Origin of the sequence: Cellulosimicrobium sp. Marseille-Q4280 (assembly GCF_943181405.1) — a bacterium.
Classification (GTDB): Bacteria; Actinomycetota; Actinomycetes; order Actinomycetales; family Cellulomonadaceae; genus Cellulosimicrobium.
Genome location: NZ_CALPBY010000004.1, coordinates 381,046 through 407,390, shown reverse-complemented (window position 1 = coordinate 407,390; position 26,345 = coordinate 381,046). Strand labels below are relative to the sequence as shown.

At 75.0% G+C, this 26,345-nt stretch carries 21 protein-coding genes; 10 read left to right on the top strand and 11 right to left on the bottom strand.

Translation table 11 applies throughout. The annotated features are described in order from the left end of the window. Nucleotides 1–186: 186 nt before the first annotated feature. The 3 genes from NFS20_RS13090 to serS all read right to left on the bottom strand — a co-directional run bounded on the left by NFS20_RS13090 (nucleotide 187) and on the right by serS (nucleotide 2,897). Complete coding sequence (locus NFS20_RS13090; protein ID WP_251152220.1) at nucleotides 187–666, bottom strand: GNAT family N-acetyltransferase; 480 nt, start codon at nucleotides 664–666, stop codon at nucleotides 187–189. Between the two features lie 144 nt (nucleotides 667–810). Continuing rightward, entirely contained in the window at nucleotides 811–1,614 is an 804-nt protein-coding gene (locus NFS20_RS13085; RefSeq protein ID WP_251152219.1) for an HAD family hydrolase, read from the bottom strand. A 2-nt stretch (nucleotides 1,615–1,616) separates the two neighbouring features. Then, on the bottom strand, nucleotides 1,617–2,897 hold the full coding sequence (serS, locus tag NFS20_RS13080) for a serine--tRNA ligase (RefSeq protein ID WP_251152218.1): 1,281 nt from the start codon (nucleotides 2,895–2,897) through the stop codon (nucleotides 1,617–1,619). A gap of 98 nt (nucleotides 2,898–2,995) precedes the next feature. Between serS and NFS20_RS13075 the strand changes: the two genes are divergently transcribed. Together NFS20_RS13075 and NFS20_RS13070 are read left to right on the top strand one after the other, a co-directional pair. Continuing rightward, a complete protein-coding gene (locus tag NFS20_RS13075) occupies nucleotides 2,996–4,147 on the top strand; it encodes a diacylglycerol/lipid kinase family protein (protein WP_251152217.1) in 1,152 nt (383 codons plus the stop codon). Between the two features lie 98 nt (nucleotides 4,148–4,245). Further along, complete coding sequence (locus tag NFS20_RS13070; protein ID WP_251152216.1) at nucleotides 4,246–8,826, top strand: RodZ family helix-turn-helix domain-containing protein; 4,581 nt, start codon at nucleotides 4,246–4,248, stop codon at nucleotides 8,824–8,826. Nucleotides 8,827–8,881: 55 nt separating this feature from the next. Here NFS20_RS13070 and NFS20_RS13065 read toward each other — a convergent pair whose 3' ends face one another. From NFS20_RS13065 to NFS20_RS13045, 5 genes are all read right to left on the bottom strand, one after another. Beyond that, complete coding sequence (locus NFS20_RS13065; RefSeq protein WP_463103710.1) at nucleotides 8,882–9,769, bottom strand: glycosyltransferase family 2 protein; 888 nt, start codon at nucleotides 9,767–9,769, stop codon at nucleotides 8,882–8,884. 223 nt (nucleotides 9,770–9,992) lie between these two features. Beyond that, nucleotides 9,993–10,817, bottom strand: coding sequence for a DUF5926 family protein (locus NFS20_RS13060; RefSeq protein WP_251152215.1), 825 nt, complete (start codon nucleotides 10,815–10,817; stop codon nucleotides 9,993–9,995). A 114-nt stretch (nucleotides 10,818–10,931) separates the two neighbouring features. Further along, on the bottom strand, nucleotides 10,932–12,083 hold the full coding sequence (locus NFS20_RS13055; RefSeq protein ID WP_251152214.1) for a pirin family protein: 1,152 nt from the start codon (nucleotides 12,081–12,083) through the stop codon (nucleotides 10,932–10,934). Between the two features lie 665 nt (nucleotides 12,084–12,748). Next, nucleotides 12,749–13,759, bottom strand: coding sequence for a hypothetical protein (locus tag NFS20_RS13050; protein WP_251152213.1), 1,011 nt, complete (start codon nucleotides 13,757–13,759; stop codon nucleotides 12,749–12,751). Between the two features lie 86 nt (nucleotides 13,760–13,845). Beyond that, nucleotides 13,846–14,427 carry a DinB family protein gene (locus NFS20_RS13045; protein WP_251152212.1) on the bottom strand — a complete coding sequence of 194 codons (582 nt, stop codon included), beginning with the start codon at nucleotides 14,425–14,427 and terminating at the stop codon, nucleotides 13,846–13,848. 74 nt (nucleotides 14,428–14,501) lie between these two features. Here NFS20_RS13045 and NFS20_RS13040 point away from each other — a divergent pair, with 74 nt between their 5' ends. From NFS20_RS13040 to NFS20_RS13010, 7 genes are all read left to right on the top strand, one after another. Then, nucleotides 14,502–15,119 (top strand): TetR/AcrR family transcriptional regulator, encoded by a 618-nt coding sequence (locus tag NFS20_RS13040; RefSeq protein WP_251152211.1) that lies wholly within the window; start codon nucleotides 14,502–14,504, stop codon nucleotides 15,117–15,119. A gap of 127 nt (nucleotides 15,120–15,246) precedes the next feature. Next, nucleotides 15,247–16,536 (top strand): MFS transporter, encoded by a 1,290-nt coding sequence (locus tag NFS20_RS13035; RefSeq protein WP_251152210.1) that lies wholly within the window; start codon nucleotides 15,247–15,249, stop codon nucleotides 16,534–16,536. A gap of 93 nt (nucleotides 16,537–16,629) precedes the next feature. Further along, nucleotides 16,630–17,298: a biliverdin-producing heme oxygenase gene (locus NFS20_RS13030; RefSeq protein ID WP_251152209.1), complete on the top strand. Its 669-nt coding sequence runs from the start codon at nucleotides 16,630–16,632 to the stop codon at nucleotides 17,296–17,298. A 236-nt stretch (nucleotides 17,299–17,534) separates the two neighbouring features. Next, nucleotides 17,535–18,713, top strand: coding sequence for a heme/hemin ABC transporter substrate-binding protein (locus NFS20_RS13025; protein ID WP_251152208.1), 1,179 nt, complete (start codon nucleotides 17,535–17,537; stop codon nucleotides 18,711–18,713). A gap of 143 nt (nucleotides 18,714–18,856) precedes the next feature. After that, on the top strand, nucleotides 18,857–19,867 hold the full coding sequence (locus NFS20_RS13020) for a FecCD family ABC transporter permease (RefSeq protein ID WP_251152291.1): 1,011 nt from the start codon (nucleotides 18,857–18,859) through the stop codon (nucleotides 19,865–19,867). Beyond that, entirely contained in the window at nucleotides 19,864–20,736 is an 873-nt protein-coding gene (locus NFS20_RS13015; protein ID WP_251152207.1) for a heme ABC transporter ATP-binding protein, read from the top strand. Before NFS20_RS13020 ends, NFS20_RS13015 begins: the two co-directional genes overlap by 4 nt. Nucleotides 20,737–20,826: 90 nt before the next feature. Next, on the top strand, nucleotides 20,827–21,369 hold the full coding sequence (locus NFS20_RS13010) for a hypothetical protein (protein ID WP_251152206.1): 543 nt from the start codon (nucleotides 20,827–20,829) through the stop codon (nucleotides 21,367–21,369). Nucleotides 21,370–21,515: 146 nt separating this feature from the next. On the opposite strand, the gene NFS20_RS13005 is transcribed toward NFS20_RS13010, so the two are convergent. Then, nucleotides 21,516–23,591, bottom strand: a complete 2,076-nt coding sequence (locus NFS20_RS13005) for an elongation factor G (protein WP_251152205.1) — start codon at nucleotides 23,589–23,591, stop codon at nucleotides 21,516–21,518. A 165-nt stretch (nucleotides 23,592–23,756) separates the two neighbouring features. Here NFS20_RS13005 and NFS20_RS13000 point away from each other — a divergent pair, with 165 nt between their 5' ends. Beyond that, entirely contained in the window at nucleotides 23,757–24,464 is a 708-nt protein-coding gene (locus NFS20_RS13000) for a VOC family protein (protein WP_251152204.1), read from the top strand. A gap of 18 nt (nucleotides 24,465–24,482) precedes the next feature. On the opposite strand, the gene NFS20_RS12995 is transcribed toward NFS20_RS13000, so the two are convergent. Together NFS20_RS12995 and NFS20_RS12990 are read right to left on the bottom strand one after the other, a co-directional pair. Further along, a complete protein-coding gene (locus NFS20_RS12995) occupies nucleotides 24,483–25,337 on the bottom strand; it encodes an endo alpha-1,4 polygalactosaminidase (RefSeq protein WP_251152203.1) in 855 nt (284 codons plus the stop codon). A gap of 49 nt (nucleotides 25,338–25,386) precedes the next feature. After that, complete coding sequence (locus NFS20_RS12990) at nucleotides 25,387–26,202, bottom strand: MerR family transcriptional regulator (RefSeq protein ID WP_251152202.1); 816 nt, start codon at nucleotides 26,200–26,202, stop codon at nucleotides 25,387–25,389. Between the last annotated feature and the right edge of the window lie 143 nt (nucleotides 26,203–26,345).

Below are 26,345 nucleotides of genomic sequence, written 5' to 3'. Positions count from 1 at the left end.
CGAAGTAGTACCGCAGTTCGGCGAAGTAGTACAACGGTCCGCGAGGTGGCACCCGGGTGGGCCGAAGTAGTACCGCGGTCTACCGAGGGGAAGTACCGGGGAGGACCGCGGTACTACCTCGCGGACAGCGGTACTACTTCGCGCTCCGGGCGCCCGTCGGCCGTCGGCCGTCGGGACCTGTGTCGTTCACGCTCCGAGCTGCTTGCGGAAGAACGTCGCGGACGCCTCGTAGCCGAGCGCGGTGTAGAAGTCCGCGGCCCGGCGCGTCGCGAGCGACACGTAGGCGGCCCCGGACCCGGACGCCCACTCCTCGGCCGCGCCGAGCAGGAGCCGGCCGACCCCACGGCGTCGGGCTGCGGCGTCGACCACGACCTCCCCGACCCACACCACCGGGGCGTTGGCGTAGAGGGTCCCGTGGCGGTGCGCCACGAGGTAGCCGACGAGGGCGTCGCCCGCCTCCGCCACCACGGCGAACGCGTCCGGTGCGGCGAGCAGGGCGGGGAACGACGCGTCGAACGCTGCGCGCTCCGGGACGTACGACGTCGCGAGCTCCTGGACGAGCGGCCAGACCGCCGCGGCGTCGTCGGGCCGGGCACCTCGGACCCGGACGGCCGTCGCGTCGGCGCCCGTCGGCTCGGCTGCGGCTGGGTCGGCTGCGGCGTCCACGAGCGCCGACGATACCGGCCGAGGGAGTACCGCTGTCGCAACCCGCGTACTACCTCGCGCAACCCGCGTACTACCTCGCGCGACCGGGGTGCTACCTCGCGCAACCCGCGTACCACCTCGCGCGACCGGGGTACTACCTCGCGGTCAGGGCAGGAGGGTGCGCAGGAGCTGGACGGCGCCGTCGTCGGCGATCGACCCGGTCACCTCGTCGGCGGCCGCCTGCACGACGTCGTCCGCATGGCCCATGGCGACGCCGCGCGCCGCCCAGCGCAGCATGTCGACGTCGTTGCGGCCGTCACCGATCGCGACCGTGCGGTGCGGCTGGACGTGCAGCGCCCGCCGCACCTGCTCCAGCGCGGTCGCCTTCGTGACGCCGAGGGGGGCGAGGTCCATCCACGCGGTCCAGCCGACGGCGTAGGTGACGTCCTCGAGGCCGAGCCGCTCGACGAGCTCGTGGAAGTCCTCGCTCGTGGACTCCGGCGCGCGCACGACGACGCGCGTCACCTCCCCCGACCACAGCTCGTCGAAGTCGACGACGCGGTGCACCCCGTCGAGCTCCCCGTCGGGGAAGAGCTCGTTCATGCGGAACCCGACACCGATGTCCTCGACCGCGTACCGGGCGTTCGGCAGGTGCTCGCGCAGGAGACGCAGCGCCGGTCCGGGGTCGAACGTCACGACGTCCTGCAGGACGTACCCCTCGGCCTGCTCGGGGTCGAGCCGCGCCGTCACCGACCCGTTCGACGCGACGAGCCAGCCGCTGTCGATCCCGAGGACCTCCGCGACGGGCGTCATGGCGACGAGGGACCGCCCCGACGCGAGGACCACGTGGTGACCCGCGGCGCGCAGGTCCGCGACGACGTCGCGCACGTCGTCCGACATCTCCTGGTCGTACGACATGAGCGTGCCGTCGACGTCGAGCGCGACGAGCAGGGCGTCCCCGTCCGCCATGCTCAGCGGACCGGCTCGAGGACCTCGAGGCCGCCGAGGTAGGGCCGCAGCCCCTCGGGCACGCGGACCGAGCCGTCGGCCTGCTGGTGGTTCTCGAGGATCGCCACGATCCAGCGCGTCGTGCCGAGCGTGCCGTTGAGCGTCGCGACGGTCCGCGTCTCCGTCCGGCCGTCGACCTCGACGCGCTCGCGCACGCCGAGGCGGCGGGCCTGGAACGTGGTGCAGTTCGACGTCGACGTGAGCTCGAGATAGCGGTTCTGCGTGGGCAGCCACGCCTCGCAGTCGAACTTCCGCGCGGCGCTCGACCCGAGGTCCCCGGCGGCGGTGTCGATGACGCGGTAGGGCAGCTCGGCCTTGCGCAGCATCTCCTCCTCCCAGCCGAGGAGGCGCTGGTGCTCGGCCTCGGCGTCGGCCGGGTCGCACCACGAGAACATCTCGACCTTGTGGAACTGGTGCACGCGGATGATGCCGCGCGTGTCCTTGCCGTACGAGCCGGCCTCGCGGCGGTAGCACGCGCTCCAGCCGGCGTAGCGCAGCGGCCCGTCCGACAGGTCGACGATCTCGTTCGCGTGGTAGCCCGCGAGCGCGACCTCGCTCGTGCCGACGAGGTAGAGGTCGTCGGCCTCGAGCCGGTAGACCTCGTCCGCGTGCGCGCCGAGGAACCCGGTGCCCTGCATGACCTCGGGCCGCACGAGGGTCGGCGTGATGACGGGCGTGAACCCCGCCGCGATCGCCTGGTCCATCGCCGCGTTGAGCAGCGCGAGCTCGAGCCGCGCCCCGACGCCGGTGAGGTAGTAGAACCGCGCGCCCGACACCTTGGCGCCGCGCTCGGTGTCGATCGCGCGCAGGCCCTCGCCGATGTCGAGGTGGTCGCGCGGCGTGAAGCCCTCCGCCGCGAAGTCGCGGATCGTGCCCTCCTCGCGCAGCACGACGTAGTCGTCCTCGCCGCCGGGAGGGGCACCCGCGATGACGTTCGAGATGCGGTACTGCAGGCCACGGAGCTCCTCGGCCGCGGCGTCGGCGTCGGCCTGGCGGGCCTTGACGTCCTGCGCGAGCTGCTTGGTGCGCGTGAGCAGCGCCGTCTTCTCCTCGCCCTGCGCCTGGGCGACCTGCTTCCCGAGGGACTTCTGCTCCGCACGCAGCTGCTCGAACTCGGTGAGCGACGCGCGGTGGCGCGCGTCGGCGTCGAGGGCGGAGTCGACGAGCGCGGGGTCGTCACCACGGGCGACCTGGCTGGCTCGGACGAGGTCGGGGTTGTCGCGCAGGAGGCGGAGGTCGATCACCCGTGCAGCCTAACGAACGCGGAGGCCTGCGGGCCGGAGGGTCCCCGACCGGACCGGCCCGGGGCTGCGTCGAGAGGCCGGGGACTACGGTGGCGCCCATGAGATGGGAGCTGTGGCTGGCGTTCGCCGCCCTCGCGGTCGCGCTGGTCGCGCTCGTGCTCGTGCTGTCGCTGCGTGCGCAGCAGGAGCGCCAGCGCCGCGCCGTGGAGCGCGCGGCGGGCGGCGCGCCGGACGCCGAGGGGCCGGAGGACGACCCGCGCGAGCTCGTCGCGTTCGTCGCCAACCCGTCGAAGCCCGGCGTCCCCGCCCTCGAGGCCACGGTGCGCGCCACCTTCGCGGAGGCCGCGCTCCCCGCCCCGCTCTGGCTCGAGACGACGATCGAGGACCCGGGCGTCGGTCAGACGCGCGCGGCGCTCGCCAGGGGCGCGGACGTCGTCGTCGCGGTGGGCGGCGACGGGACGGTGCGTGCGGTCGCCGAGGCGATGGTCGGCAGCGGACGCCCGATGGGCCTGGTCCCCGTCGGCACGGGCAACCTCCTCGCGCGCAACCTCGACCTCCCGGTCGGCGACGCGCGTGCCGCGCTGCGGGTCGTCATCGCCGGCGCCGACCGCCCGGTAGACGTCGGGTGGGCCCGCGTCCTGCGCTGGGCGGAGAAGCCCGGCGAGGTCCCGGGCGACGAGGACCGCATCCCCCCGGTCACGCCCCCGGACGGCCCGGGCGGCAAGGAGCACATCTTCCTCGTGATCGCCGGGCTCGGGTTCGACGCCGCGATGGTCGCCGACGCGGACGACGTCCTCAAGGCGAAGGTCGGCTGGATGGCGTACTTCGTCGCGGGGATCCGCCACCTGCACGGTCGCCGCATGCGTGCCACCATCCAGCTCGACGACCGGCCGCCGGTGGACGCGCGCCTGCGCTCGCTCATGATCGGCAACTGCGGGCGGCTGCCGGGAGGCATCACGCTCCTGCCCGACGCCGTCATCGACGACGGCGTGCTCGACGTCGCGGCGGTCGACACGCGCGGCGGGATCGTGGGGTGGGCCCAGCTGTTCGGCGAGGTCGTCATGCAGGGCTTCGGCGTGCGCAACGAGCTGCCCGCGAAGATCGGCCGGATCGACCACACCCGGGCCCGCCGGGTGCGCGTCCGCGTCGAGGGCGGCGAGCAGGCGCAGGTCGACGGCGACGTGCTCGGCCAGGCGGTCGAGCTCGAGTGCCGGGTCGACCCCGGGGCGCTCGTGGTGCGCACCGCCTGAGCCGGACCCCGTGGAGGGGGCGTGAGCGTTCCGGTCGGACCCTCGTCGTGACCCCCGGGCGCCCCGACGGCACGGACCCGCCCCCGTACGCTGGTCCGGTGACCTTCCCGGCCCGCGGTGCTCGTGCCGTCCTCACCCTGCTGGCCGTGGTGCTCCTCGGCCTCCCCGCGCTCACGGCCGCGGGGGCCGAGACGGACGACGCCACGACCGTGCCGACGCACGACCCCGAGCCGGTGGTCCTCGTCGCCGTCGCCGGCCTCTACTGGAGCGACGTCTCCCCCTCGGCGACACCGTCGCTGTGGACGATGATCCGGTCCGGGTCGGTGGCGTCGATGAACGTCGGGCGCACGTGCCCCACCGACGCCTGGCTCACGCTCTCCGCCGGGCAGACGATCTCGACCGCCGAGCACGTCGCGGAGCCCGTCCCCGACGGGACCGCGGACGCCGGCTCGACGACCGCCGAGGACCCGGCGGCGACCGGGTGCCCGCCGATTCCCACGCCGGTCGGGGCCACGACACCGGCCCCCGTCGACGTCCCCGGCTGGTCGACGCTCGTCACGCCCGCCACCGAGGCGGACCCGCCGACGGCGACGCAGCACGCGCCCGGGACCCTCGCCGCGCGCCTCGCGCCCACGGGGGTCTGCACGACGGCCGTCGGACCGGGCGCGGCCCTCATGCTGGCCGACGGCACGGGCCACGTCGCCCGGTACGCGCCGACGCTGGACGCCCTGCCCGAGGGCGGGCTCGAGGCGTGCGACGTCACGGTCGTGGACCAGGGCGAGCTCGTCGACACCGCCGCGGGTCGTGGCGAGAGCCTCGACGCGCTCGACGACACGCTCGACCGCGTCATGGGCGAGGTCGCGCGGGGAACGCGCGTCCTCGTCGCGGGCATCTCGGCCGACCCCGTGGGCGAGCCGGGGCTCCAGGTCGTCGTCGACTGGCGCAAGGGCGAGGCGACGGGGCAGTGGCTGCACTCGCCGAGCACGCAGAAGGACGGCATCGTCCAGCTCGTCGACCTCACCGCGACGGTCGTCGAGGCGGCGGGCGGGAGCACCGAGGGTCTCGTCGGCGCGCCGCTCGAGCTCGGCGAGACCCGCCGCCTCGACGTGGCGCGCACGGTCGAGAACCGCCAATACCTCAACGTCCTGACGAGCACCATCCCGACGCACTACCCGGTGCTCGTCGGCCTGCTCGTGGCGACCCTCGTCGCGACTCTCGGCGGCGCGCTGTGGGTCAGACGCTCCGCCGCCCGGCGCGGCGAGCCCGCGCGTCCCGGTCCGGCAGGGCGCCGCGTCGTCACCGCCGTGCTGATGATCGCGGCCTCGGCCCCGGTCGCCGCGTCGCTCGCGAGCCTGTCCCGGTGGTGGGTCTGGAGCTCGCCCGCCGCAGCCCTCACGCTCGCGCTCGCGGTGAGCGCCGTCGTCGTGGCCCTCGCCGCCTGGGGGGTGTCGCGGCTCCTGCCCCGGGAGCCGTGGGCGCTCCCGACGGCGCTCGCCGGGGTCACCTGGCTCGTCCTCACCGTGGACGGCGCGACCGGCACGACCCTCCAGCAGGCGTCGCTCCTCGGGACGTCGGCCGTCGTCGGCTTCACGCGGTTCTACGGCTTCAACAACGTGACGTTCGCGGTGTACGCCGTCGCGGGCCTCGTCCTCGCCGGCGGTCTCGCGACGGCGGCGATCGGCCGCGGCCGGCGACGCCTCGCGGCGTGGTGCGTCGTCGCCGTCGGCCTCGTGACGGTCGTCATCGACGGCTGGCCCGCGTTCGGCGCCGACTTCGGCGGGATCCTCGCGCTCGTCCCCGCGTTCGCGGTCCTCGCGCTGCTCGTCGCGCAGGTCCGCATCACGGGAGCGCGCGTGCTCGTCGTCGCGGCCGTGACAGTCCTCGCGGTCGCGCTCGTCGCGGTGGTCGACTGGCTCCTGCCCGGCGGCTCGTCGCACCTCGGCGGGTTCGTCCAGACGGTCGTCGACGGCGGTGCCCTCGAGGTGGTCTGGCGGAAGGCTCTCGGTGCGTGGGCGACCGTCGCGAACCCGGTCGGGGCGGTCGCGGCGGTGCTCGTCGTCCTCGTGGCCCTCGCGGTGCTGCGGCCGGACCGGGCGCGACTGCCCGAGGTCGCCCGCGCGTACGAGAGGTGGTCGCTGCTGCGCCCCGTCGTCGTGTCGCTCGTGGTCGTGGCGGGCGTCGGGTCGTTGCTCAACGACTCGGGCGTGATCATCGGCGCGATGGTGCTCGTCGTCGGCGCCGCGATGGTCGTGCCGGGGTTCACCGCGCTGCCCGCCGCGGCTCCGACGGCGGGGCGCGACCGGCCGGATCGCGCGCTGCAGGGGCGCGCGCTGCCCGAGCCGGGCGTCCGCCGGATGCCGTCGATGCTGCTCGCCGTCGGCGGTGGCCTCCTGCTCGTGGTCCTGCTCGCCTCGGCGGTCCTGGGCTCGAGCGGCCTGCGCCCCGCGTCGGCGGCGGCGCGAGCGGGCGCCGAGGTCTCCCCCACCCGGGCGGACGCCGTCGCGACCGACCGACCGCTCGTCGTCGTGGGCACGACCGGCGTCACGTGGGAGGACGTCGCCGAGCTGCGCACCCCGACGCTCAACGCGCTGCTCACCGACGGCGCGGGCGCCGCGGGCGTCGCGCAGCCGACGGGCGCCGCGAGCCGGTGCACCGCGGGCGGGTGGCTCGCGCTCTCCGCCGGACAGCTCACCGAGGTCGCGTCCGGCCGGGCCGCGGACGGCACGTGGGAGTGCCCGACGGCGCAGCCCGTCCCTGCCGGCGACGGCGCCCGGGTCGACGGCTGGGACGACCTCGTCGCGCTCCAGCAGGGCTCCGGGTACCAGGCGCGCCTCGGCGTCCTGGGCGACACGTTCGCCAGGGCCGGGCGCGCGGCGTGCGCGACCGCCGTCGGACCGGGTGCCGCCCTCGCGCTCGCCGACGCGGACGGGGACGTCGCGCGCTACCGCGAGCTGGCCGATGCCACCACGGCCGACGGCGACGCGTACGACTGCCCGGTGACGGTCGTCGACGCCGGGGACGCGACGGCCCCGCCCGCCGACCCGACGCTCCCCCCGGAAGAGCGCACCGCCGTCCGCGACGCGCTGCGCGCCGAGCGGCTCGCGGCCGTCGACGCGACGGTCGACGCCGTGCTCGACCGGGTGCCCGCCAGGACCACCGTGCTCGTCGTCGACGTGACCGGGACGCCGGGCGGCCGGCCGGTGCTCGGCACCGCGCTCGTCCGGCCGTCGTCGGACGGCCCCGAGCAGGCCCGGTACCTCACGAGCGCGGCGACCCGGACGGACGGAGTCGCCCGCGTGCTCGACGTGCCCGCGACGATCCTCGACGCCGCGGCGCTCGCACCGCCGGTGCGCGTGCAGGACACGCCGCTCGCGTGGGGCACCCCGCGCCCCCCGGACGCGGCGACCACCGCGGACGCGCTCGCCGACCTCACGTCCCGGGACCACGTGCGCCGCGCCGTGTACACGTACTTCGTCGACGTCCCGTTCTACGCGGGCCTGGCGCTCGCGGGGCTGTGCCTGCTGCTCGCGCCGCGCGCACGACGGGCCACGGGCGACCGTGCCCGGCTGCGCTGGGCGCGCGCGGCCCGCTGGGCCCGCGGGGCGGCGCTCGTCGTCGCGGCGGTTCCCGCCGCCGCGTTCGTCGTGTCGCTCACCGGCTGGTGGCGGTTCGGCGAGCAGACGGTCGCGATGGTGGTCGCGACCGTGCTCTCGACCGCCGCCGTCGCGGGCCTCGGCGCGCTCGCCCCACGGCGACCCGTGTGGCTCGGCCCTGGCCTCGTCGCGGGGATCACGTTCGGCGTGCTCACGCTCGACGCGCTCGTGGGGACGCCGCTCAACCGGGCGAGCCCGCTGGGCTCCGCACCGACGTTCGGCGCGCGGTTCTACGGCTTCGGCAACCCGACGTTCTCCGTGTACGCGGTCGCGGCTCTCGTGCTCGCCGCGGCGCTCGCGCAGTGGCTCGTGCGGCGCGAGCGCCCGCGCACGGCCGCCGCGGTCGTCGCCGGGATCGGCGTCGTGACCATGGTCGTCGACGTGTGGCCGACGCTCGGTGCCGACCTCGGTGGCGGGCTCGTCGTCGTGCCGGCCTTCGCGGTGCTGGGCCTCGCGGCGTCGGGCGCGCGCGTCACGTGGCGACGGTTCCTCGTGGTGGCGGCGGCGGGCGTCGCGGCCGTGGCCGCGGTCGGCGTGCTGGACTACCTGCGCCCCGCGGACCAGCGCTCGCACCTCGGCCGCTTCGTCGAGCAGGTCGTCGACGGCTCGGCCTGGGAGACGCTCCTGCGCAAGGCGGGCTACGCGCTCCGGTCGGTGCTGGGCGGCGTGCCCGTCTGGATCACGATCCTCGTGCTCGTCGCGGCAGCCCTGCTCCTCTTCGCGCCGCGCCGGTTCACGCCGCGCTGGTTCGCGCGCACCGAGGCGGCCTGGCCGCTCCTGCGCCCGACGGTCCTGGCGCTGTGGATCGTGTGCGTGGCCGGGTCGGTCGTCAACGACTTCGGGGTGCGCATCGCTCTCATCGCCCTGATCCCGGCGGTGCCCCTGCTCACGCTCGCCGCGCTCCACGCGGCCGGGGACCCCGCGCCCGACGGCCCGGACGGCGACGTGCCCGACGGCGCGGTCGTCCGACGGAGCACGAGCGCGGGGCAGGACGCGGTCACGGCAGGACCTGGCCGGACCACCTGAGGGCCCGCACGGCACGCACCGCCCGCACCGCCTCGAGCGGGACGGCCGGGGACGGCTACCTCGTGGCCGTTCGCACCTTGTCGACGGCGTAGCGCACCTTGCGCGCGTTCACGGCCACGAGCACGTCGCGGTACTGGGCGGCCCGGTGGAGCTGCCCCTTGAGGTCGTTGGTCGACGCTCGGTGCCGCAGGTCGCACGGCACCTCGACCGCCACGTACCCCTGGCGGAGCAGGTCGATGGTCATGCCGGTCTCCACGCCCCAGCCGCGCGCCAGCGGCGTGGCCGCCTCGAAGGCCTCACGCGTCAGGCAGCGCATGCCCGAGAGGGGCTGCGTGGGCGTCCACCCGGTCATCGACTGGATCGCGCGGCGTGCGGCGCCCACGACGATCCCGCGCCCGCCGGCGCCGGGCTGCGGCGGCAGGAGGGCGATCGCGACGTCGGAGTGCCCCTCCAGGACCGGCGGCACGAGAGGCGCCGTGTTGACGGCGCTCTCGCCGAGGTCGCCGTCGATGAAGAGCAGCAGGCGTGGCGGGCGGTCCGGGGCGTCGCGCATCGCGACGACCGCGGCGCCGGTCTCCATGGCCGCCGCCTTGCCGCGGTTGTGGGAGTGGCGCACGACGACGGCCCCCGCCTCGCGCGCGACGTGCTGGGTGTCGTCCTCGCTCCCGTCGTCCACGACGAGCACGAGGTCGACGTGCGGGATCGCCTTGGCCGCGCGGACCGTCGCGGCGATGCGCCGGGACTCGTCCTTCGCCGGGATGATCACCGCGACGCGCTGGCGGACGGCACGGCCGCTGCGGGCACCGTCGTGCGTCGGTCGTGGGGTCCTCGCCCGGGTGCCGGACGCCGAGAGGTAGGTCGGGGGCTGGGGAGACGCTGCCTTCGCGGGCACGCCGCGCCCAGGCTCGCTCCTCGTCTCGGTCGACCGATGGTCCGCGTTCACGCCGCCCAGCCTAGTAGTGCAAAGAGTTGACCGCAGAATCGCCAGGAGTGTCGCCCGAGATCTGCGGCGAACCCTTCGCGGTGCGTCACGAGATCTCCCGACGCCGCCCGGGATCCTACTCGACCCCGGCCCCGACGGACAGAGCCTGCCGCACGGCCGGTCCGGTGCCGGAGCGACACCGGACCCGCCGTGCGAGCGGTCGGCGCGGAGGCCGTCCAGCGTGTCAGCGCAGCGTGACCTGGCGCGACACGATGCCCGCGCGGGCGCGGCGCTCGTTCGCGTCGAGCGGCTCGGTGACGGCCAGCGCCTCGGCGAGGCGCGCGTCGAGCTCGGCGACCGGGCCCTCGAGCTCGTCGGCCTCCGTGCCGCGCGGGAGCTCCCACACGGGCACGAGCAGCCCGCTCGAGCGGAACGCACCGACGAACTTCCCGTCGGCGAGGCCCGACTCGCGGCGCGCGTGCAGGCGCGAGATCCCATCGATGAGCGCGTCCTCCGGCTCGGGCCGGGCCCAGCGCAGGAACTCGCGCGACATGCGGCACCAGTACGCGGACGGGACGGCGTCGAGCTTCACGGTCGGGACCATCGAGCCCGCCGCCTCGTCGAGCGACGCCTGAACGTCGGGCGTGACCTCCTGCGTCGGGTCGAGCCAGTACGCGAAGTCCTCGTGGACCGTCACCTCGAACGGGACGTCGAGGTCGAGGACGTCCTGCAGTCGCGGCCCCGCGCCGGGGAGGGCGCCGAGCTCGACCGAGGTGCCCGGCTCGACGTCGATCGCCTCGAGGAGCGCCGCAGCGAGGTCACGGCTCGTGTCGCCGGAGCCGGCGAGCGTCTGGACGGCGAGCAGGACGACCCCGTCCTGACGGTGCAGCGCCGCCCAGCCGGCGGGGAGGACGGTGACGACGAGGACGTCGCGCGACCCGTGCTCGGCGGTCGTGCGGGCCGTCGCGGTGGCCGAGGGCACGACCTCGCGCATCGCGACCCAGTCGGTCTCGCCGGGCAGCCCCTCGAACGGACGCAGCACGAAGTCGGGCGTGGAGTTCTTGGCCATGCGCGGCAGTCTACCGACGGCGGTCGGCGCTCCTGGCAGGCGAGGGCCCGCCGCGAGGTAGAACCCGGCGTCGCGAGAGAGAGCCCACGGAGCTCTACCTCGTGGCCTCCGGTTCTACCTCGGCGGGCGCCCCGCGGTGCTCGCAGGACGGGTGCGCGGGCGGAGGCGGACGTCGGGGAGCACGGGGGCCGGCAGCGGGCCGCCGTCGTACCCGACGACCTGCCCGTACCGGCCCGACGCCGCGCCCTCGGCGTAGCGCGTCCCACCGCGCCGCGGGCTCCGGCCCGGTCCGCGGTCCGGGTTCGGGCCGTTCTCCGGTGAGCCGTCCGATCCGTCCTCGCCGTCGACCACGAGCTGGGTCTGCCACTCCTCGCGGGCGCGGGCGACGTCGTCGTGCGAGCGGCCCACGAAGTTCCACCACATGACGATGTCCTCCCCGAACGGCTCGCCGCCGACGAGAACCGCGCGCGCCGGGCCGTCGGGGCCGGCCTCGACGGTCAGCGTCCGGCGACCGGGCGCCACGTACCCGAGGGACGCCACCGGGATCGCCTCGTGCTCGAGCCGCACCGCGCCGTCGTCCACGAGGAGCCCGTGCTCGAACGCGGCGTCGACGTCGAGCACGACGCGCGCGCCCGGCTCGAGGTCGAGCTGGGCACCCACCAGAGGCGTGTACGCCGTCGCGGGAGATCGCAGCTCGGCGCCGGCCACCGTCAGCGCGCCGAGGAAAACCTGGACCCGCGCGCCGCCGTCCGTCGCGACGGGGAGGTCGGCGTGGTGCTCGAACGCGGGCGCGTCGGCGAGGCGGTCGCCGGGGAGAGCGACCCAGAGCTGGACGCCGTGCAGCACGGGCGGGCGGACGCCGCGCGGCGTCTCCTCGGAGTGCGAGATCCCCCGGCCCGCGGTCATGAGGTTGAGTTCGCCGGGACGGACGGTCTGCAGGGAGCCGACGGAGTCGCGGTGCAGGATCTCCCCCGCGAACAGCCACGAGACGGTCTGCAGGCCGGTGTGCGGGTGCGGCGGGACCTGCATGCCGTCGGTCCCGTCACCGATCGCGGGCAGCGGGTCGGGCCCGTAGTGGTCGAGGAAGCACCACGCCCCGACGAGCGACCGCGCGCGCTGCGGGATCGTCCGGCGCACCTGCATCGCCCGCGTCCCGCCGAGAGGGACGTCGCGGTGCTCCAGGATCTCGACGGCGCCGCGGTCCGGGTCGTGCGACGCGCCCGCGGTGCACACGCGCTCTTCCGGACGGGTCTCCAGGTTGCTCATGGGTCGAGCGTAGGCACCCGCACGAGGCAGCGACAGCACGGGCCCGCCCGGCGCCTCCCGACCACGCGCGCACAGGGGCTGTGGTCGCGCGCGGCCTCGCGGGACAATGGCAGCGAGGCCCCTCGGAGCAGGATTCCGAGGGGCCTCGCCGTCGCCGCGCAACCCCGGGGCGGTCGGGCCGGGTGGCCCGCCGGGGCGCCGCTCGCGACGTGGCGGCCCGGTGCCGTCGCGGGACCAGACGGGTCCGGTCTCCTCGACGACACCGATCGCGGTCGGTCTTCCGGGTCCGGTCGGAGCCTGCGCCGTCGCGCGCAGCCCGCGGCCGAGGTCGCGGGTCGTCCACCGTTCTCCGGTCGACCGTGCCTCACGTGCGCGCCGTGGTGTCACCTGCCGGTGCCGGCGAGGTCGGGATGACCCCTGCTCTGCGTGCCGGAACACCGTCGTCCACGTGCGCCCGTCCAGGCCGATAGGCACGTTTGTAGTCCTCGGACCGGGCGAGGGCAAGGGTTCCCACCGTTGTCATTTCCGGGCCCTCGTCGACCACAGGTTCGTCCACAGCCGCACCCGCGCGAGGGCAACGTCGCCCACAGGCCTGTGGACGAATTCTGTGGACAGTCCGTCGGGCCGTCACGGCCCGTTCACCCGGTGTCGGCCGCCCGTCCTCCTCAGACCCAGAACTGCGACGTCGAGGTCGGCGCCGGCGTGAGGCGCGCGTCGAGGTCGAGGTCGCGCACCACAAAGCCGCCGTCGTCGACGAGCGTGCCCGCGAGCCGGCCCTGGAGCATGGCGGCGAGCCGCGCCACGAGCACCCGGGCCCGCGAGCGCGCGATGGCGTGGAGACCGGACGGCCGCTCGACCTCGAGCTCGTAGGTGTCCACCGGGCTCCACGAGACGCGGTACGCGTACGGGCCGTACTCCCGCCAGTCGAGCGCGCCGAGCGCGAGCGGCACCTCCGGGACGCGCTGCATCCACAGCCGGACCGCGCCGTCGTACGGGGTGTCGCCGGACGCCGCGACGTCCGACGGCCCGTCGGCGCGCGGCTCGACCGCGACGAGCTGCGCCGACGGCACCACGGTCCGCAGCACGCCGAGCACGTCCTCGGGCGCCAGCACCTGGGCCGAGTAGAGCGTGAGGTCGACCCCCGAGGCCGGGTCCGGGGTGAGGACCGACCGCCCGTCGGCGACGACGGCGCCGCCCACGCGCCGCGCCACCGCGACGGCCCACCCCACGACCTGGAGCTCGGCGCCCTGCGGCAGCCCGCCGGGGAAGACCCGCGCGATCCCGTCCCGGTCGTCGGGCACGGCTGCCGGCGCCCCGCGCGGCGCGGGGTCGTCGAGCTCGAGCGCGAAGACCTCGGCCGCCCCGCTCGCGAGGTCGAGCGCCTGCGTCTGCGGGACTGTCAGCGGGAACGGCCCGACGGCGCGGGCGCCCTCGAGGAGCCGGAGCACCCCCGGCGCGGTCACCGTGTCGGCCACCACGCCGCGGAACCTGGCACCCGCCATCGGCCGCGCCGCTCCGCCGCCTCCGGGAGCCGTGGTCCACCCCGCCTCGGGGAACCAGGCGCGGGCGAGCGTGTCGACGGGGGTCCGTGCCGTACCGCGCGAGCGGGGCACCGCGAGCAGGTGGGCACCGGCGTGCGCCTCGGGCACGAGACCGGCGACGACGACGGGGTCCATGACCGGACCGTAGTACGTCCGGAATGCGACGGTGTTACAGGCGTGTCACGTTTTCGGCCGTGCTGCCCGTGGTGGCGAGGTCGCGCTCAGCCCGCGCGCACGTCGTGGAGGTGGTGGACGACGTCGTGCAGGAAGTACTGCCCGAGCGTACGGACCGTGAACACGGACCCGTTCGACCGGCGCCCCGGGCGCTCCCACCGGTCCGGCGTCAGGGCGTCGAAGCGCCCGGCGACCTGGTCGCCGGCGATCTCGAGCTCGCGGGCGACGACCGCCGGGTCCTGGTGCGCGTAGTCCTGCTCGACCGCGGTCGCGTCCTGGTCCCAGTTCGCGAAGAGCGGGTCGTCGCCCTCGACCATCGACTGCAGCCGGACGTCGAAGATCGAGAACACGTCGCGCACGTGCGCGGCGTACTCGAGCGGGGACCAGGTCGTCGCGTCGGGCCGCGTGCGGACGTCCGCCCGCCCGAGGACCGCGACGTAGCGTGGCACCGCGGCGCGGACGGCGGCCCCGACCTGGTCCGGCGTGACGTCGCCCGGGACGAAGCCGCACTCCGGGCAGGGCCGTTCGAGGACCCACGTCCAGTCCTTGGTGTCGGCGGGGACCGGCGGGAAGTCGGCGGGTGCGGCGTCCTGCGCGGGACCGCCGTCGGGGAACGCGCTCGTGTCCATGGCGGAAGTGTCGCAGAGCGCGGCCGTGACCTGCGGCGTTTGGCGTTCTGACACGGGATGCCTATGGTGTCAGCATGCCCAAGATCATCGGAGGTTCGCTCCACGAGCACCGCGCGCAGACCCGGCAGAAGCTGTTCGCGGCGCTCTCGAACCTCATGATGGACCGCGGCTTCGACGCCATCTCGCTCGCCGACATCGCCGCCGCGGCGGGGGTCGGCCGCACGGCCGTCTACAACCACTTCCCCGACAAGGAAGCGCTCCTCCTGGGCTTCATCACCCACGAGACGGAGCAGTACGTCGGCACGCTCGAGCGCGCGCTCGAGGACGTGGACGACCCGGTCGAGCAGCTGCGCACCTACATCCGTCAGCAGGCCCAGCTCATGCGCGTCTTCCACCTGGCCCCGGGTCCGGACCTGCGCTCCGTGCTCTCGCGCACCACACGGCAGCGGCTGCGCGAGCACGCCGAGCTCGTCGAGGCGATCCTGCGGCGCATCGTGCGGTCGGGCATCGACGCCGGCGAGTTCCCGGCGCAGGACATCGACACCACGGTCCAGCTCGTCAACGCGTGCCTGTCCGGCCGGCTCGCCCCGGAGGACCCCGTCGCGCGCGCGCAGGCCGTCGCCGCGACCGAGGCCTTCGTCCTGCGCGCCGTCGGCGCCGACCTCGACGCCCCTGCGCTCGCCCGCGGCTGAGCCGACGGGTCGAGACCGAGGCGACCGGCCGGACCCGCGCGGACCCACTTCTGCCCTCGGCAGAGGTCCTCGCCTGCCGGCACCCGGAGGTAGGTGATCGAAGCACCGGTCTCGTACCCTCGCTGCCATGCCCCTCGGACGTCGCGACCGTTCGCCGCGTCTGCCGCGGCCACCGCGTGATCGCCTGGGGCCGGCGTTCACCAACGTCTTCACGGCGAACCTCAGCTCGAGCCTGGGCGACGGCGTCGCACGCGTCGCCGCGCCGCTGCTCGCCGTCCGTCTCACCGACGACCCGGTCCTCGTCTCCGGCATCGCCGCCGTCGCGCTCCTGCCGTGGCTCTTCTTCGCCATCCCGGCCGGGATCCTGCTCGACCGAATCGACCGTCGCCATGCTCTGGCCCTCGCGAACGGTGTGCGGACGCTGCTCGCCCTCGGGCTCGTGGCCCTCGCGTGGACGGACACGCTGACGATCTGGTCGCTGTACGCCGTCGTCTTCCTCTACGGCGCGTTCGAGACCGTGTACGACGGCGCGATCCGGGCGGTCGTCCCCTCGATCGTGCGGCCGGCCGACCTCCCGCGCGGGAACTCCCGCATCGAGGCGGGCGAGATCACGGTCCAGAACTTCCTCTCGGCGCCGCTCACGTCCGCGCTGTTCGCGATCGCCGTCGTGGTCCCGCTGGGCGTCGGCGCGCTCGGGTACGCGGTGGCGTTCGTCCTCGCGTTCTTCCTGCCCGCCGCGGCGGCGGGCGAGCACCGCACCCACGCGTCCGACGACGCCCCGGTGCGCTGGTACCGCCAGGTCGCCGACGGCTTCCGGTACATCTGGGCGCACCCGATGCTGCGCCCGCTGTGGCTGCTGTCGACCGTCGTCGGACTGTGCTTCTCCGCGGCGACCGCGACGCTCGTGCTCTTCGTGCTCGACCGCCTCGGCGTGCCCGAGGCGTGGTTCGGCGCGTTCATGCTCGTCGGCGCCGTCGGCTCGCTGCTGGGTGCGGCCGCGGCCTCGCCGCTCAAGGAGCGCTTCCGCTCCGGGCCCGTCATGGCCGTGGCGAACCTGTTCACGCCCGCGGCGCTCGTCGTCATGGGCCTCGTGCCCGTGGTGCCCGTGGCGGCGGTGCTGCTCGCGCTGTCGTTCGGTGGCACGACCGTCTGGAACATCCACGTCATGTCGCTGCGCCAGGCGGTCATCCCGAGCCGGCTGCTCGGCCGCGTGCACGGCACGTGGCGCACGCTCCTGTGGGGGGTCATGCCACTGGGCGCGTTCCTCGGCGGGCTCCTCGCCCGCATCGACCTCACCACCCCGCTCGTCGTCGGCGGTGGCCTCGCGGTCGTGGTCGGGCTGGTCGGCTTCCGCTTCCTCGCCGGTCTGCCCAACCCGGAGGACGTCGGTGCGACCCCTCGCCCCGAGAGCACGTAGGCATGCCTTACCTTATGCGGTACAGTTCCTGACGCATCGTCATGACGCCCTGTCAGGACGCGCACCCTGACCCGACGCACCGCAGGAGCTCCCATGACGGCTCTCACGCACGATCTCGCCCCCGCCGACCTCCCAGTCGCGCTCTCCCTCCGCCTGCGCGAGGGCACTCGCCCCGAGCACGAGCAGGCCGAGGGCTCGGGCTTCGTGGAGAAGCTCATGTCGGGCGGGCTCGACGTCGCGGCATACGCCGACCTCGCGGCGCAGCAGTGGGCGATCTACGGCGCGCTCGAGGACGCGAGCGCCGCGATCCGCGACGACACCCAGGGTGCGGCGCTCGTGTTCGACGAGCTGGCGCGCACGCCGGAGATCGAGAAGGACCTCGCGTTCCTCGTCGGCCCCGACTGGGCGGAGCGCATCACGATCCGCCCCGCGACCGAGCGCTACGTCGCGCGCCTGCGCGAGGTCGGCGGGTCGCTCCCCGCGTACGCCGCGCACGCCTACACGCGCTACCTCGGCGACCTCTCGGGCGGCCAGATCATCAAGCGCATGCTCGAGCGCCACTACGGCCTGTCGGTCGACGGCCTCGCGTTCTACACGTTCGTCGAGATCCCCAAGTCCAAGCCGTTCAAGGACGTCTACCGCGAGCGCCTCGATGGCCTCGACCTCTCGCCCGAGCAGGTCGACGAGACCGTCGCCGAGGCCAAGCTGGCGTTCCGGCTCAACAGCGCTCTCTTCGCCGACCTCGGCGCCGTCCACTGCTGACGAGGGAGCACCGCAGTACGCCGAAGGAGTACCCCCGTCGGGCAGGAGTGGGGACTCGGTACCACCTCGCGCTACCCCGGTACTACTTCACGCGCCCGCAGTGCTACCTCGCGCGACCGCGGTCCCCCCGTCGCCGCGGAGCACCGTCGATGTAGGTTAGCCTTAACTCACTTGGCCTACGAGGCGGCGGCCGGACCGGCCGCGCCGGTCCGCGCCCCGCTCTTGGAGAACTCCCCATGCGTCACCCCGCCCGCTCTACGCTGCGTGCCCTGAGCGCCGTCGTCCTGCTGGGGCTCGCCGCCGCGTGCGCGCCGCTGCCGTACGAGCCGCCCGCGACGCCGGAGGCCACGGCCACCGAGGACGTCGAACCAGCGGCCGCTCCGTCCGCGGAGCCCACCGAGACGACGGCCCCGCTCTGCACGACGCTCGAGGAGTCGCGCGCCGCGGGTGGTGGCAGCGACGTCGACCCGGCCTCGTTCCCGACGGGCCCCACGACCGCGGCGTTCTCCGGGGACGCGATCCACCCCATCGCCGAGTCCCCCGCGCCGCAGCTCCCCGTGACGGTGCAGTCCGTCGACGGGCGCGAGGTCGAGGTCACCGACGTCAGCCGCATCATCCCCGTGGACCTCTACGGCACGCTCGGCGAGATCGTCTACAGCCTCGGGCTCGGCGACAACGTCGTGGGCCGCGACCTCCCGACGGGCTTCCCGGAGGCCGCGGACGTCCCGGTCGTCACGGGGGCGGGCCACGCGCTCGACGTCGAGGCGATCCTCGGCCTGGACCCGTCCGTCATCCTCACCGACGCGACGATCCTCACGGACGACGTCCGCTCGCAGCTCGAGCAGTCGGGCGTGCCCGTCGTCTACCTCGACGAGTCCCGCACGCTCGACGGTGTGGACGACCGCATCCGCGCGGTCGCGACGGCGCTCGGCGTCCCTGCGGAGGGCGAGGCGCTCGTGGAGCGCACGGACCGGCAGATCTGCGCCGCGCTCGACGCCGTCCCCACGGAGACCGGCACGCCGCGCGTCGCGTTCCTCTACCTGCGCGGCGCGAACATCAAGATGCTCTTCGGGCCCGGCTCCGGCGCCGACGACCTCGTCCGCGCGATCGGCGCCGAGGACGCCGGCACGGCGATCGGGCTCACGCAGGAGTACGCGCCCGTGACGAGCGAGGCGATCATCAGCGCCGCGCCCGACGCGTACCTCGTCATGACCGACGGTCTCGCGTCGATGGGTGGCCTGGACGCGATGATGGCGATCCCGGGCCTCGCGCAGACGCCCGCGGGTGAGTCGCAGCGGGTCGTCGACATGGACGGCTCGCGCCTGCTGACGTTCGGCCCCCGGACCGGCGCGACGATCGCCTCGCTCGTCGAGGCGTTCTACGGCGTGCCCGCGCCCGAGCTCCCGGCCTCGTGAGCGCGCCGGTCACGCGCCCGACAGGCGCACGGGAGGACGGCGTCACCGCGACCGTGCCCGACGCCGCCACGCGCCCGGGAGGCGGGCCCACCCGGGTGGGCCCCGACGTCGGGCAGCAGCGGCGCCGCGCCGCACGCTGGCTCATGGGCGGGCTCGGTGCCGCGCTGGCCGTGCTCACCGTCGTGTCGGGGATGACGGGCCAGGTGCCGGTCTCGCCCGCGGAGGTGCTCGGGTCGCTCGCGCACCACGTCGGGCTCGACTGGGGACCGATGCCGTCGCACCCGCAGGGGGAGAACGCGCTGTGGGTCGTGCGGTTCCCGCGCGTCGTCATGGCGATCGTCGTGGGGGCCGCGCTCGCGTGCTCGGGCGCGCTCATGCAGGGCGTGTTCGGGAACCCGCTCGCCGAGCCGGGCGTCATCGGGGTGTCGGCCGGAGCGGCCGTCGGCGCGTGCGCGGTCATCGTCACGGCGGGGGCGCTCGTGCCGGGGACGTGGGTCGCCGGGGCGGCGTTCGTCGGCGGGCTCGTCACGACGTTCGTCGTCTACGCGCTCGCGCGCGCCGGCGGGCGGACCGAGGTCGTCACGCTCGTCCTCACGGGCATCGCGGTGAACGCGTTCGCGGGCGGGCTGCTCGCGTTCTTCACGTTCGTCGCCGACCCGGCCGCGCGCGAGCAGGTCGTGTTCTGGCAGCTCGGCTCGCTGGGCGGCGCGACGTGGAGCTCGGTCGCCGTCGTGCTGCCCATCGCCGTCGTGGGTGTCACCGGCGCGATGCTCGTGCGGCGCAGGATGGACCTGCTCGCCCTGGGCGAGCGGGCGGCGCACCACCTCGGGGTCGACGTCGAGCGGCTGCGTCAGGTCGTCATCGTCCTCGTCGCGCTGCTGGTGTCCGCGGGCACGGCGTTCACGGGGATCGTGGCGTTCGTCGGGCTCGTCGTGCCGCACCTCGTGCGCATGGTCTGCGGGCCGAGCCACCGCACGCTCATCCCGGCCTCGGTGCTGGGCGGCGCCGTCGTGCTGCTCGCCGCCGACCTCCTCGCGCGCAGCGCCGTCGCGAGCGTCGAGCTGCCGCTCGGCATGATCACGTCGCTCGTCGGCGGGCCGTTCTTCTTCTACCTCCTGCGCCGCACGCGCTCGCGCCAGGGAGGCTGGGCATGACCGACCTGCGCCACGAGGGCTCCTCGTTCCTGGGCTCGCTGCGGACCGCCGTGACCGGTGCCCGACGCCGGTCCCGCCTGCCCGAGCCCGTCTCGCCCGGCGACGTCGTCACTGCCGCGCACGCGGTGTCGCTCACGCTGGGCGGGGCGCCGATCCTGCGCGACGTGTCCGTGGACGTGCGCGCGGGCGAGGTGCGGGCGCTGCTGGGTCCCAACGGCGCGGGCAAGTCCTCGCTGCTCGGGGTGCTGACGGGCGACCTGACCCCGGAGGCGGGGGACGTCGTCGTGCACGGACGCGCGCTGGGCGACTGGTCGCCCACCGAGCTGGCGATGCGCCGGGCGGTGCTGCTCCAGCAGGTGTCGCTCAGCTTCCCGTTCACGGCCGTCGACGTCGTGCGCATGGGTCGCTCGCCCTGGCGCGGCACGCCGCTCGAGGAAGCCGATGACGATGCTGTGGCGACGGCCCTCCGAGCGACGGACGTCGAGCACCTCGCCGAGCGGCACTTCACGTCGCTGTCCGGCGGCGAGAAGGCGCGCGTCGCGCTCTCGCGCGTGCTCGCCCAGCGCACGACGCTGCTCATGCTCGACGAGCCCACCGCCGCGCTCGACCTCAAGCACCAGGAGCTGGTGCTCCGGCTCGCACGGGCGCACGCCGCCGCGGGCGGTGCGGTCGTCGTCGTCGTGCACGACCTGTCGCTCGCCGCGGCATACGCGGACCGCGTGACGCTGCTCGCGCACGGTCGTGTGGTGGCGGACGGCGGACCGCGCGAGGTGCTCACCGAGGCGCTGCTCAGCGAGGTCTACGACTATCCGGTCGAGATCGTCGAGCACCCGTGCGGCGGCGCGCCGATCGTGCTGCCGCGCCGCTGACCCCTGCCGAGGGAGTACCGCGGTCCGCCGAAAGACCTCCCGAGTCACCTAGGCTGTGCGGCGCGACGGACGGTGGGGAGCTGGTACGCGATGACGCAGCAGCGGGCATGGAAGTCGCTCGTGCTCCTGGGTGGGCTCGGACTTCTCGGGGTCCTGGTGGTGGTCGAGACCACGACCGTCCAGCCCAGCGCCCCTGAGCTGGACCTCATGACGGAGCACAGCACGCTCAGGCAGCTCGAGGACGTGGCGAGCGACGTCGTGCTCGTCGAGCCGACGGGGGCGCAGCGCACCGAGGAGATGCACGGTGCTTCGTTCGTGGTGACGCAGGTCGACGTCGTCGCGTCGGGGGCCGGGCCGCTCTCCGCGGGCGACGTCGTCGAGATCCGCCAGGAAGGCGACCGCTGGGTGAACGTCGCACCGGCACTCGAGCCCGGCCCAGGAACGCGCTACGTGGTGTATCTCCGCCCGTGGAGAGTGCTCGACGACGAAGACACCGGCCAGCACGTCGTCGCCGGCGGCCAGGCGGTGTGGCGCGCTCAGGACGCGGACGGCGAGCTCGTCACCACGAAGAGTCCGCTACCTCGTCACGTCGAGATCTCCGGACGGGGCGACGAGCTCACTGTCACGTCATAGGCGCCGCCGCAGGGCGACGACGGCCGACGCCGTCGTCGCGGGCCTCGGCGCGGCAAGCCTCAGGTATGCACCGACACGACGGGCGAGACCGGCGGGCTGCGGTACTACCTCGGCGGACAGGGGTACTACCTCGGCGGGTTGCGGTACTACCTCGTGGGGCTCGGGGCGGGGACGCCGCCCGGGAGGGTCTCGTACCGGTCGGGGCGTGCCGTGAACGACCCGCGGCCGCCCGTGAGCGACCGCAGGTCGAGCACGTAGCGCACGAGCTCGGCCTCGGGGACGAGCGCCTCGACGACGACACGTCCGTCGTCGAGCGAGTCGGTGGCGGTGATGTGGCCGCGCCGGGCCGACAGGTCGCCCATGACGTCGCCCTGCGCGTCGGGCGGGACGGTCACGGTCACGGCCGAGACCGGTTCGAGCACGACGGTCCCGGCCGCGGCGAGCGCCTCGCGCAGCCCCACGGCGCCGGCGGTGCGGAACGCCATGTCGGACGAGTCGACGGAGTGCGCCTTGCCGTCGTACACCTCGACGCGCACGTCCACGACGGGGTAGCCGTGCGGACCGCCCGCGGCCATCGCCTCGGCGACGCCGCGCTCGACCGCCGGGAGGTACTGCCGCGGCACGGACCCGCCGACGACCGCGTTGGCGAACTCGAACCCCGATCCCCGAGGCAGGGGCGACACCCGCAGCTGCACGACGGCGAACTGGCCGTGCCCGCCCGACTGCTTCTTGAGCCTCCCCTCGGCCTCGGCCGGCCGCGCGATCGTCTCGCGGTACGCGACCTGGACGGGCTCGGTCGTCACGTGCACGCCGAACGTGCGCCCGAGCCGTTCGAGCGCGACGGCGAGATGCGTGTCGCCGAGCCCGCCGAGCACCGCCTGGGTTCCGGTGAGGTCCACGTGCAGCGTCGGGTCCTCCGCGACGAGGCGTGCGAGCGCGGCGGAGAGCTTGTCGTCGTCGGACTGCGAGACGGGCCGCAGCGCGTGCGCGTAGACGGCCGGCCGGCCGGGCAGCGGTCGCGCGGACACCGGCGAGCGGCGGCTCGCGAGGAGCCCGCCCGTGGACGCCGCCCCGAGCTTCGCCGCCGCGGCCACCTCCCCCGCGCCGACGCGCTCGACCGCCACGTGCTCGCGCCCGCGCAGGCGGAACAACCCGTGCACGCGGTCCTCGGCACCCGTCGCGACGTCGACCAGGCGGTCCCCGCTCGCCACGCTGCCGGAGAGCACCTTGAACACGGACACCTGCCCCACGAACGGGTCCACCACCGTCCGGAACACCTGGACGAGCGGGTCCCCTCCGGGTGCCGCCACCACCTCCGACGTCGCGGCGTCGGGCAGGAGGACGACGGCCGGCCGGTCGGCGGGCGACGGGCCGAGCTCGCACACGAGGTCGAGCGCGCGGTCGACCCCGACGCCGGTGAGCGCGGAGGCGAGGAGCACGGGCACGGCCTCGCCGTCGCGGACCTCCTGCGCGAGCGTGCGCTCCAGGTCCGCGACGCCGGGCTCGTCACCGGCGAGGTACGCCTCGAGCTGCTCGTCGTCGTGCGTGACGATCTCCTCGACCACCTGGTCGTGGAGCGCGTGCTCCTCGGCGCGGACGTCGTCCGGGACTGCCTCGTCGTGGGACCTCCCGTCGCCGTCGTACTCCCGCGCGCGCTCGGCGAGGACGTCGGCCACGCCGTGCAGCGACTGCTCCTCGCCCAGCGGGAGCTCGAGCGGGACGAACGACGCGGTGAAGGTCGACCGCACGTCGTCGAGCACGGCGCGGAAGTCGGCGCGCGCGCGGTCCTCCTGCGAGACGAGGACGAGGCGGGGGATCCCCGCCTCGTCGCACAGCCGCCACACCTCCTGGGTCCCGGAGCGGACCCCGTCGACGGCGCTCACCACCACGACCGCGAGGTCCGCGACGGCCAGCGCCGCGTCGACCGCGCCGAGGAAGTCCGGCGAGCCGGGGGTGTCGAGGAGCGTGACGCGGTAGGACTCGCCGTCGGGCGCGGTCCAGTCGAGGTGCGCGACGCCGAGCCCGACCGAGATGCCCCGCGCGATCTCCTCGGGCTCGTGGTCGCACACGGTCGTGCCCTCGGTGACCGAGCCGGGCCGCGGGATCGCGCCCGCCCGATGGAGGAACGCCTCGGCGAGCGTGGTCTTGCCCGAGCCGCTGTGCCCCACGAGGGCGACGTTGCGGACCGTGCGCGGCCCGGGGGCTGGTGACGACGTGCCCATGGCTGCCTCCCTCGGCTGCCTCGCGACGCTGTCTCGCGGCGGGCGACCGCCCACCGTCACCCCAGGCTAGTGAGGTGACGCCGATCGCGCGCGGGTCGGAGGTCACGAACCTCAGGCCGGCGTTCGAGGGTCGCTGCGGCCGGAACGGGGATACGCTGCCCGTCCATGGACATGCTGAGCGGCGCACAGATCGCGGCGGCCGACCTGACGGACTGGCGCAAGCTGGCCCAAGGCCTGCATACCCGCTACCTGGTCGACGACTTCGGCACCGGCGCACGGTTCGTCGCCGCGGTGGGCGAGGCGGGCGACGAGCTCGGCCACCACCCGAGCGTGTCGATCGGCACGGGGTTCGTCGACCTCGAGCTGGTCAGCGACGACGCGATCTACCGCGACGACGCGGGCACCGAGCACGTCGTCGAATGGGTGACCCAGCTGGACGTCGACCTCGCGCGACGGATCAGCGAGATCGCCGCCGAGCACCAGCTCGGCGCCGACCCCGGCTCGGTCAGCGTCGTCGAGCTCGGTCTCGACACGGCGCGCTCCGCGACCATCGCCCCCGTGTGGGCCGCGCTCCTGACCGGGAGCGCCGAGGCCCAGGGCCGCGGGACGCCGAGCGACGAGATCCGCGACGCCACGGGTCGGGTGCCGAACCTGTGGTTCGGGCCCTCCGGCGAGCACGAGACCCCACGTCAGCGGTTCCACGTCGAGGTCTATGTCGCACCCGAGGTGGCCGCGCGACGGGTCGCCGCCGCGCTCGCCGCGGGCGGGACCGTCGTCGACGACAGCGACGCCCCCGCGCTCACCGTGATCGCGGACCAGGACGGCAACGAGGGAGTCGTCTGCGTCGACGTGTCCGCCGCGACGACGGACTGAGCCGCCCGCCTCGGCCGGTCAGCACTGCTCGCGCACATAGCCCGCGTCGTCGGGCCCCACGAGGTCCCGGTCGCGCAGGACGGTGAGCCGCGCACGGTCGGCCCGTGCGCACACGTCCGCGAACGGAGCGGGCAGCGCGTCGACGTACTCGACCTGGAGCACGTGGTCGCCGTACACGTCCGTGTACGCGGCGCACTCGTCGTAGACGGCGCACTCCTCGGTCACCGCGACGTCGAAGCCGAGCTTGTCGTGGGCCACGACCGCGATCTCGGCCGCGTTCTTCTGCGCGACGGCGAGCCCCGCCCCGTGCGCGAGGTCGACGTACGCCGCCGCGAGGGCGAGCGCGCCCTCCTCGTCGACGCGACCGGTCGCCGGGTCGTCGAAGCGGGTCCACGTGTCGAGGTTGTCGATCTCGACGGCGTCGAACCCGGCGTCGGCGCACCCGGTGACGACCGGGCCCAGGACCTCCAGGATCCCCGCGCGCTGCGCGGCGGTCGACGGGTCGAGGACGAGCTCGTCGGGCCAGTCGGGGTCGACCACGAGCTCTCCCGACGCGTCGTGCAGCAGGAGGTCCTCGTGCTCGCCGAGCCAGCGGTCCTCCTCGCCCGGCTGCGTCTGGAAGCCGTTGACGTAGCAGACCGAGTAGGCGCCCCCGGCGGGCTCGGCCGTCGCGTCGCGCACGACGACGTCGAGCCCGCCCGGCAGGTCGTACGCGGCGCCGAGCTGGTAGTCGAACGTGCCCTCGGTCGGCGGCAGGCGGTACGCGTCCGGCGACGACGTCGAGGACGAGCAGCCCGCGAGCGCGGTGGCCGCCGCGACGGCGATCACCACGGCGGCGACCGGCTCGGCACCGGCCCGCGAGGGAGGGCTCACGCGGAGCCCTCCCTCGGGGACCGCCCGGCAGGCCGGCCGGGCGTCCGGCTCACAGGACGCGGTCGACGTAGACGCGCAGCGCGTCGCGCACGAACGTCGCGCCCTCGACGCCGCCGTAGTTGAGCGCGAACCGCGGGTCGTTCACGTACATCTCTCCCAGACCGAGGAGGTAGCCGGCCAGCGCACCCGCCTCGTGCACGGGGTTCGCGGGGACGGCCTGCAGCCACGAGACGTGGCGTCGGGCGAGCTCCTGCGCCTCGTCCGACGCCGGGTCGGCACCGGCCTGCGCCGCCGCCGCCCAGTCGTCGTTCAGCCGTGCGGTGCGCTCCTTCCAGGCCGACCGCTCGTCGTCGGACATCCCGCGCCACCAGGCGTCACCGCGCGCGTACGCGTCCTTGCCCCAGCGGTCCTCGACCTCGGCCTGGTACTGCGTGTGGTCGAACCCGTCGAACATGTCCTTCGCCATGAGCTCGCCACCTCCTTCCATCGTGGTGATCGTCCGTTCGACCGACGCGATCTGTCGCGCCAGCCGCTGCCGCTCGGCACGCAGCCACTCGAGGTGGCCGCGCAGCGCCCGCACCTGGGAGTCCTCGGCACCCGTGCCCGACGGCGCCCGGTCGCCCGGGCCGTCCAGCGCCGCCTTGATCGCGGGCAGACCCAGACCGAGATCCCGCAGGAGGAGGATCCGCTGGAGCCGGACCAGTGCGTCCGCGTCGTAGTGGCGGTAGCCGTTCGACGCGACGCGGGTGGGTGCGAGCAGCCCGACGGCGTCGTAGTGACGCAGCGTGCGGCTCGTCGTGCCCGCGAGCCGAGCGACCTCCTGGATCGACCAGTCGGCCGTCCGAGCGGGTGCCGTGACTCCCATGACGCCTCCTCCTGTACGCAGCCCGTGCGGTGCGGCAGCGATCACCACGCTAGGAGTTGACGTTACGTCAAGGTCAACACCGCGCTCGACAACCCCGCGCCGCCCGGGCGCGGTGTCAGGCGACGGCGTACCGTCGACGGTGG

What these genes read in the sequence shown, in the direction of transcription:
- NFS20_RS13085 (WP_251152219.1), bottom strand. Translation starts at nt 1,614, where the DNA reads ATGGCGGACGGGGACGCCCTGCTCGTCGCGCTCGACGTCGACGGCACG.
- NFS20_RS13075 (WP_251152217.1), top strand. Translation starts at nt 2,996, where the DNA reads ATGAGATGGGAGCTGTGGCTGGCGTTCGCCGCCCTCGCGGTCGCGCTG.
- NFS20_RS13060 (WP_251152215.1), bottom strand. Translation starts at nt 10,817, where the DNA reads ATGGCCAAGAACTCCACGCCCGACTTCGTGCTGCGTCCGTTCGAGGGG.
- NFS20_RS13055 (WP_251152214.1), bottom strand. Translation starts at nt 12,083, where the DNA reads ATGAGCAACCTGGAGACCCGTCCGGAAGAGCGCGTGTGCACCGCGGGC.
- NFS20_RS13050 (WP_251152213.1), bottom strand. Translation starts at nt 13,759, where the DNA reads ATGGACCCCGTCGTCGTCGCCGGTCTCGTGCCCGAGGCGCACGCCGGT.
- NFS20_RS13045 (WP_251152212.1), bottom strand. Translation starts at nt 14,427, where the DNA reads ATGGACACGAGCGCGTTCCCCGACGGCGGTCCCGCGCAGGACGCCGCA.
- NFS20_RS13040 (WP_251152211.1), top strand. Translation starts at nt 14,502, where the DNA reads ATGCCCAAGATCATCGGAGGTTCGCTCCACGAGCACCGCGCGCAGACC.
- NFS20_RS13035 (WP_251152210.1), top strand. Translation starts at nt 15,247, where the DNA reads ATGCCCCTCGGACGTCGCGACCGTTCGCCGCGTCTGCCGCGGCCACCG.
- NFS20_RS13030 (WP_251152209.1), top strand. Translation starts at nt 16,630, where the DNA reads ATGACGGCTCTCACGCACGATCTCGCCCCCGCCGACCTCCCAGTCGCG.
- NFS20_RS13025 (WP_251152208.1), top strand. Translation starts at nt 17,535, where the DNA reads ATGCGTCACCCCGCCCGCTCTACGCTGCGTGCCCTGAGCGCCGTCGTC.
- NFS20_RS13020 (WP_251152291.1), top strand. Translation starts at nt 18,857, where the DNA reads ATGGGCGGGCTCGGTGCCGCGCTGGCCGTGCTCACCGTCGTGTCGGGG.
- NFS20_RS13015 (WP_251152207.1), top strand. Translation starts at nt 19,864, where the DNA reads ATGACCGACCTGCGCCACGAGGGCTCCTCGTTCCTGGGCTCGCTGCGG.
- NFS20_RS13010 (WP_251152206.1), top strand. Translation starts at nt 20,827, where the DNA reads ATGACGCAGCAGCGGGCATGGAAGTCGCTCGTGCTCCTGGGTGGGCTC.
- NFS20_RS13005 (WP_251152205.1), bottom strand. Translation starts at nt 23,591, where the DNA reads ATGGGCACGTCGTCACCAGCCCCCGGGCCGCGCACGGTCCGCAACGTC.
- NFS20_RS13000 (WP_251152204.1), top strand. Translation starts at nt 23,757, where the DNA reads ATGGACATGCTGAGCGGCGCACAGATCGCGGCGGCCGACCTGACGGAC.
- NFS20_RS12990 (WP_251152202.1), bottom strand. Translation starts at nt 26,202, where the DNA reads ATGGGAGTCACGGCACCCGCTCGGACGGCCGACTGGTCGATCCAGGAG.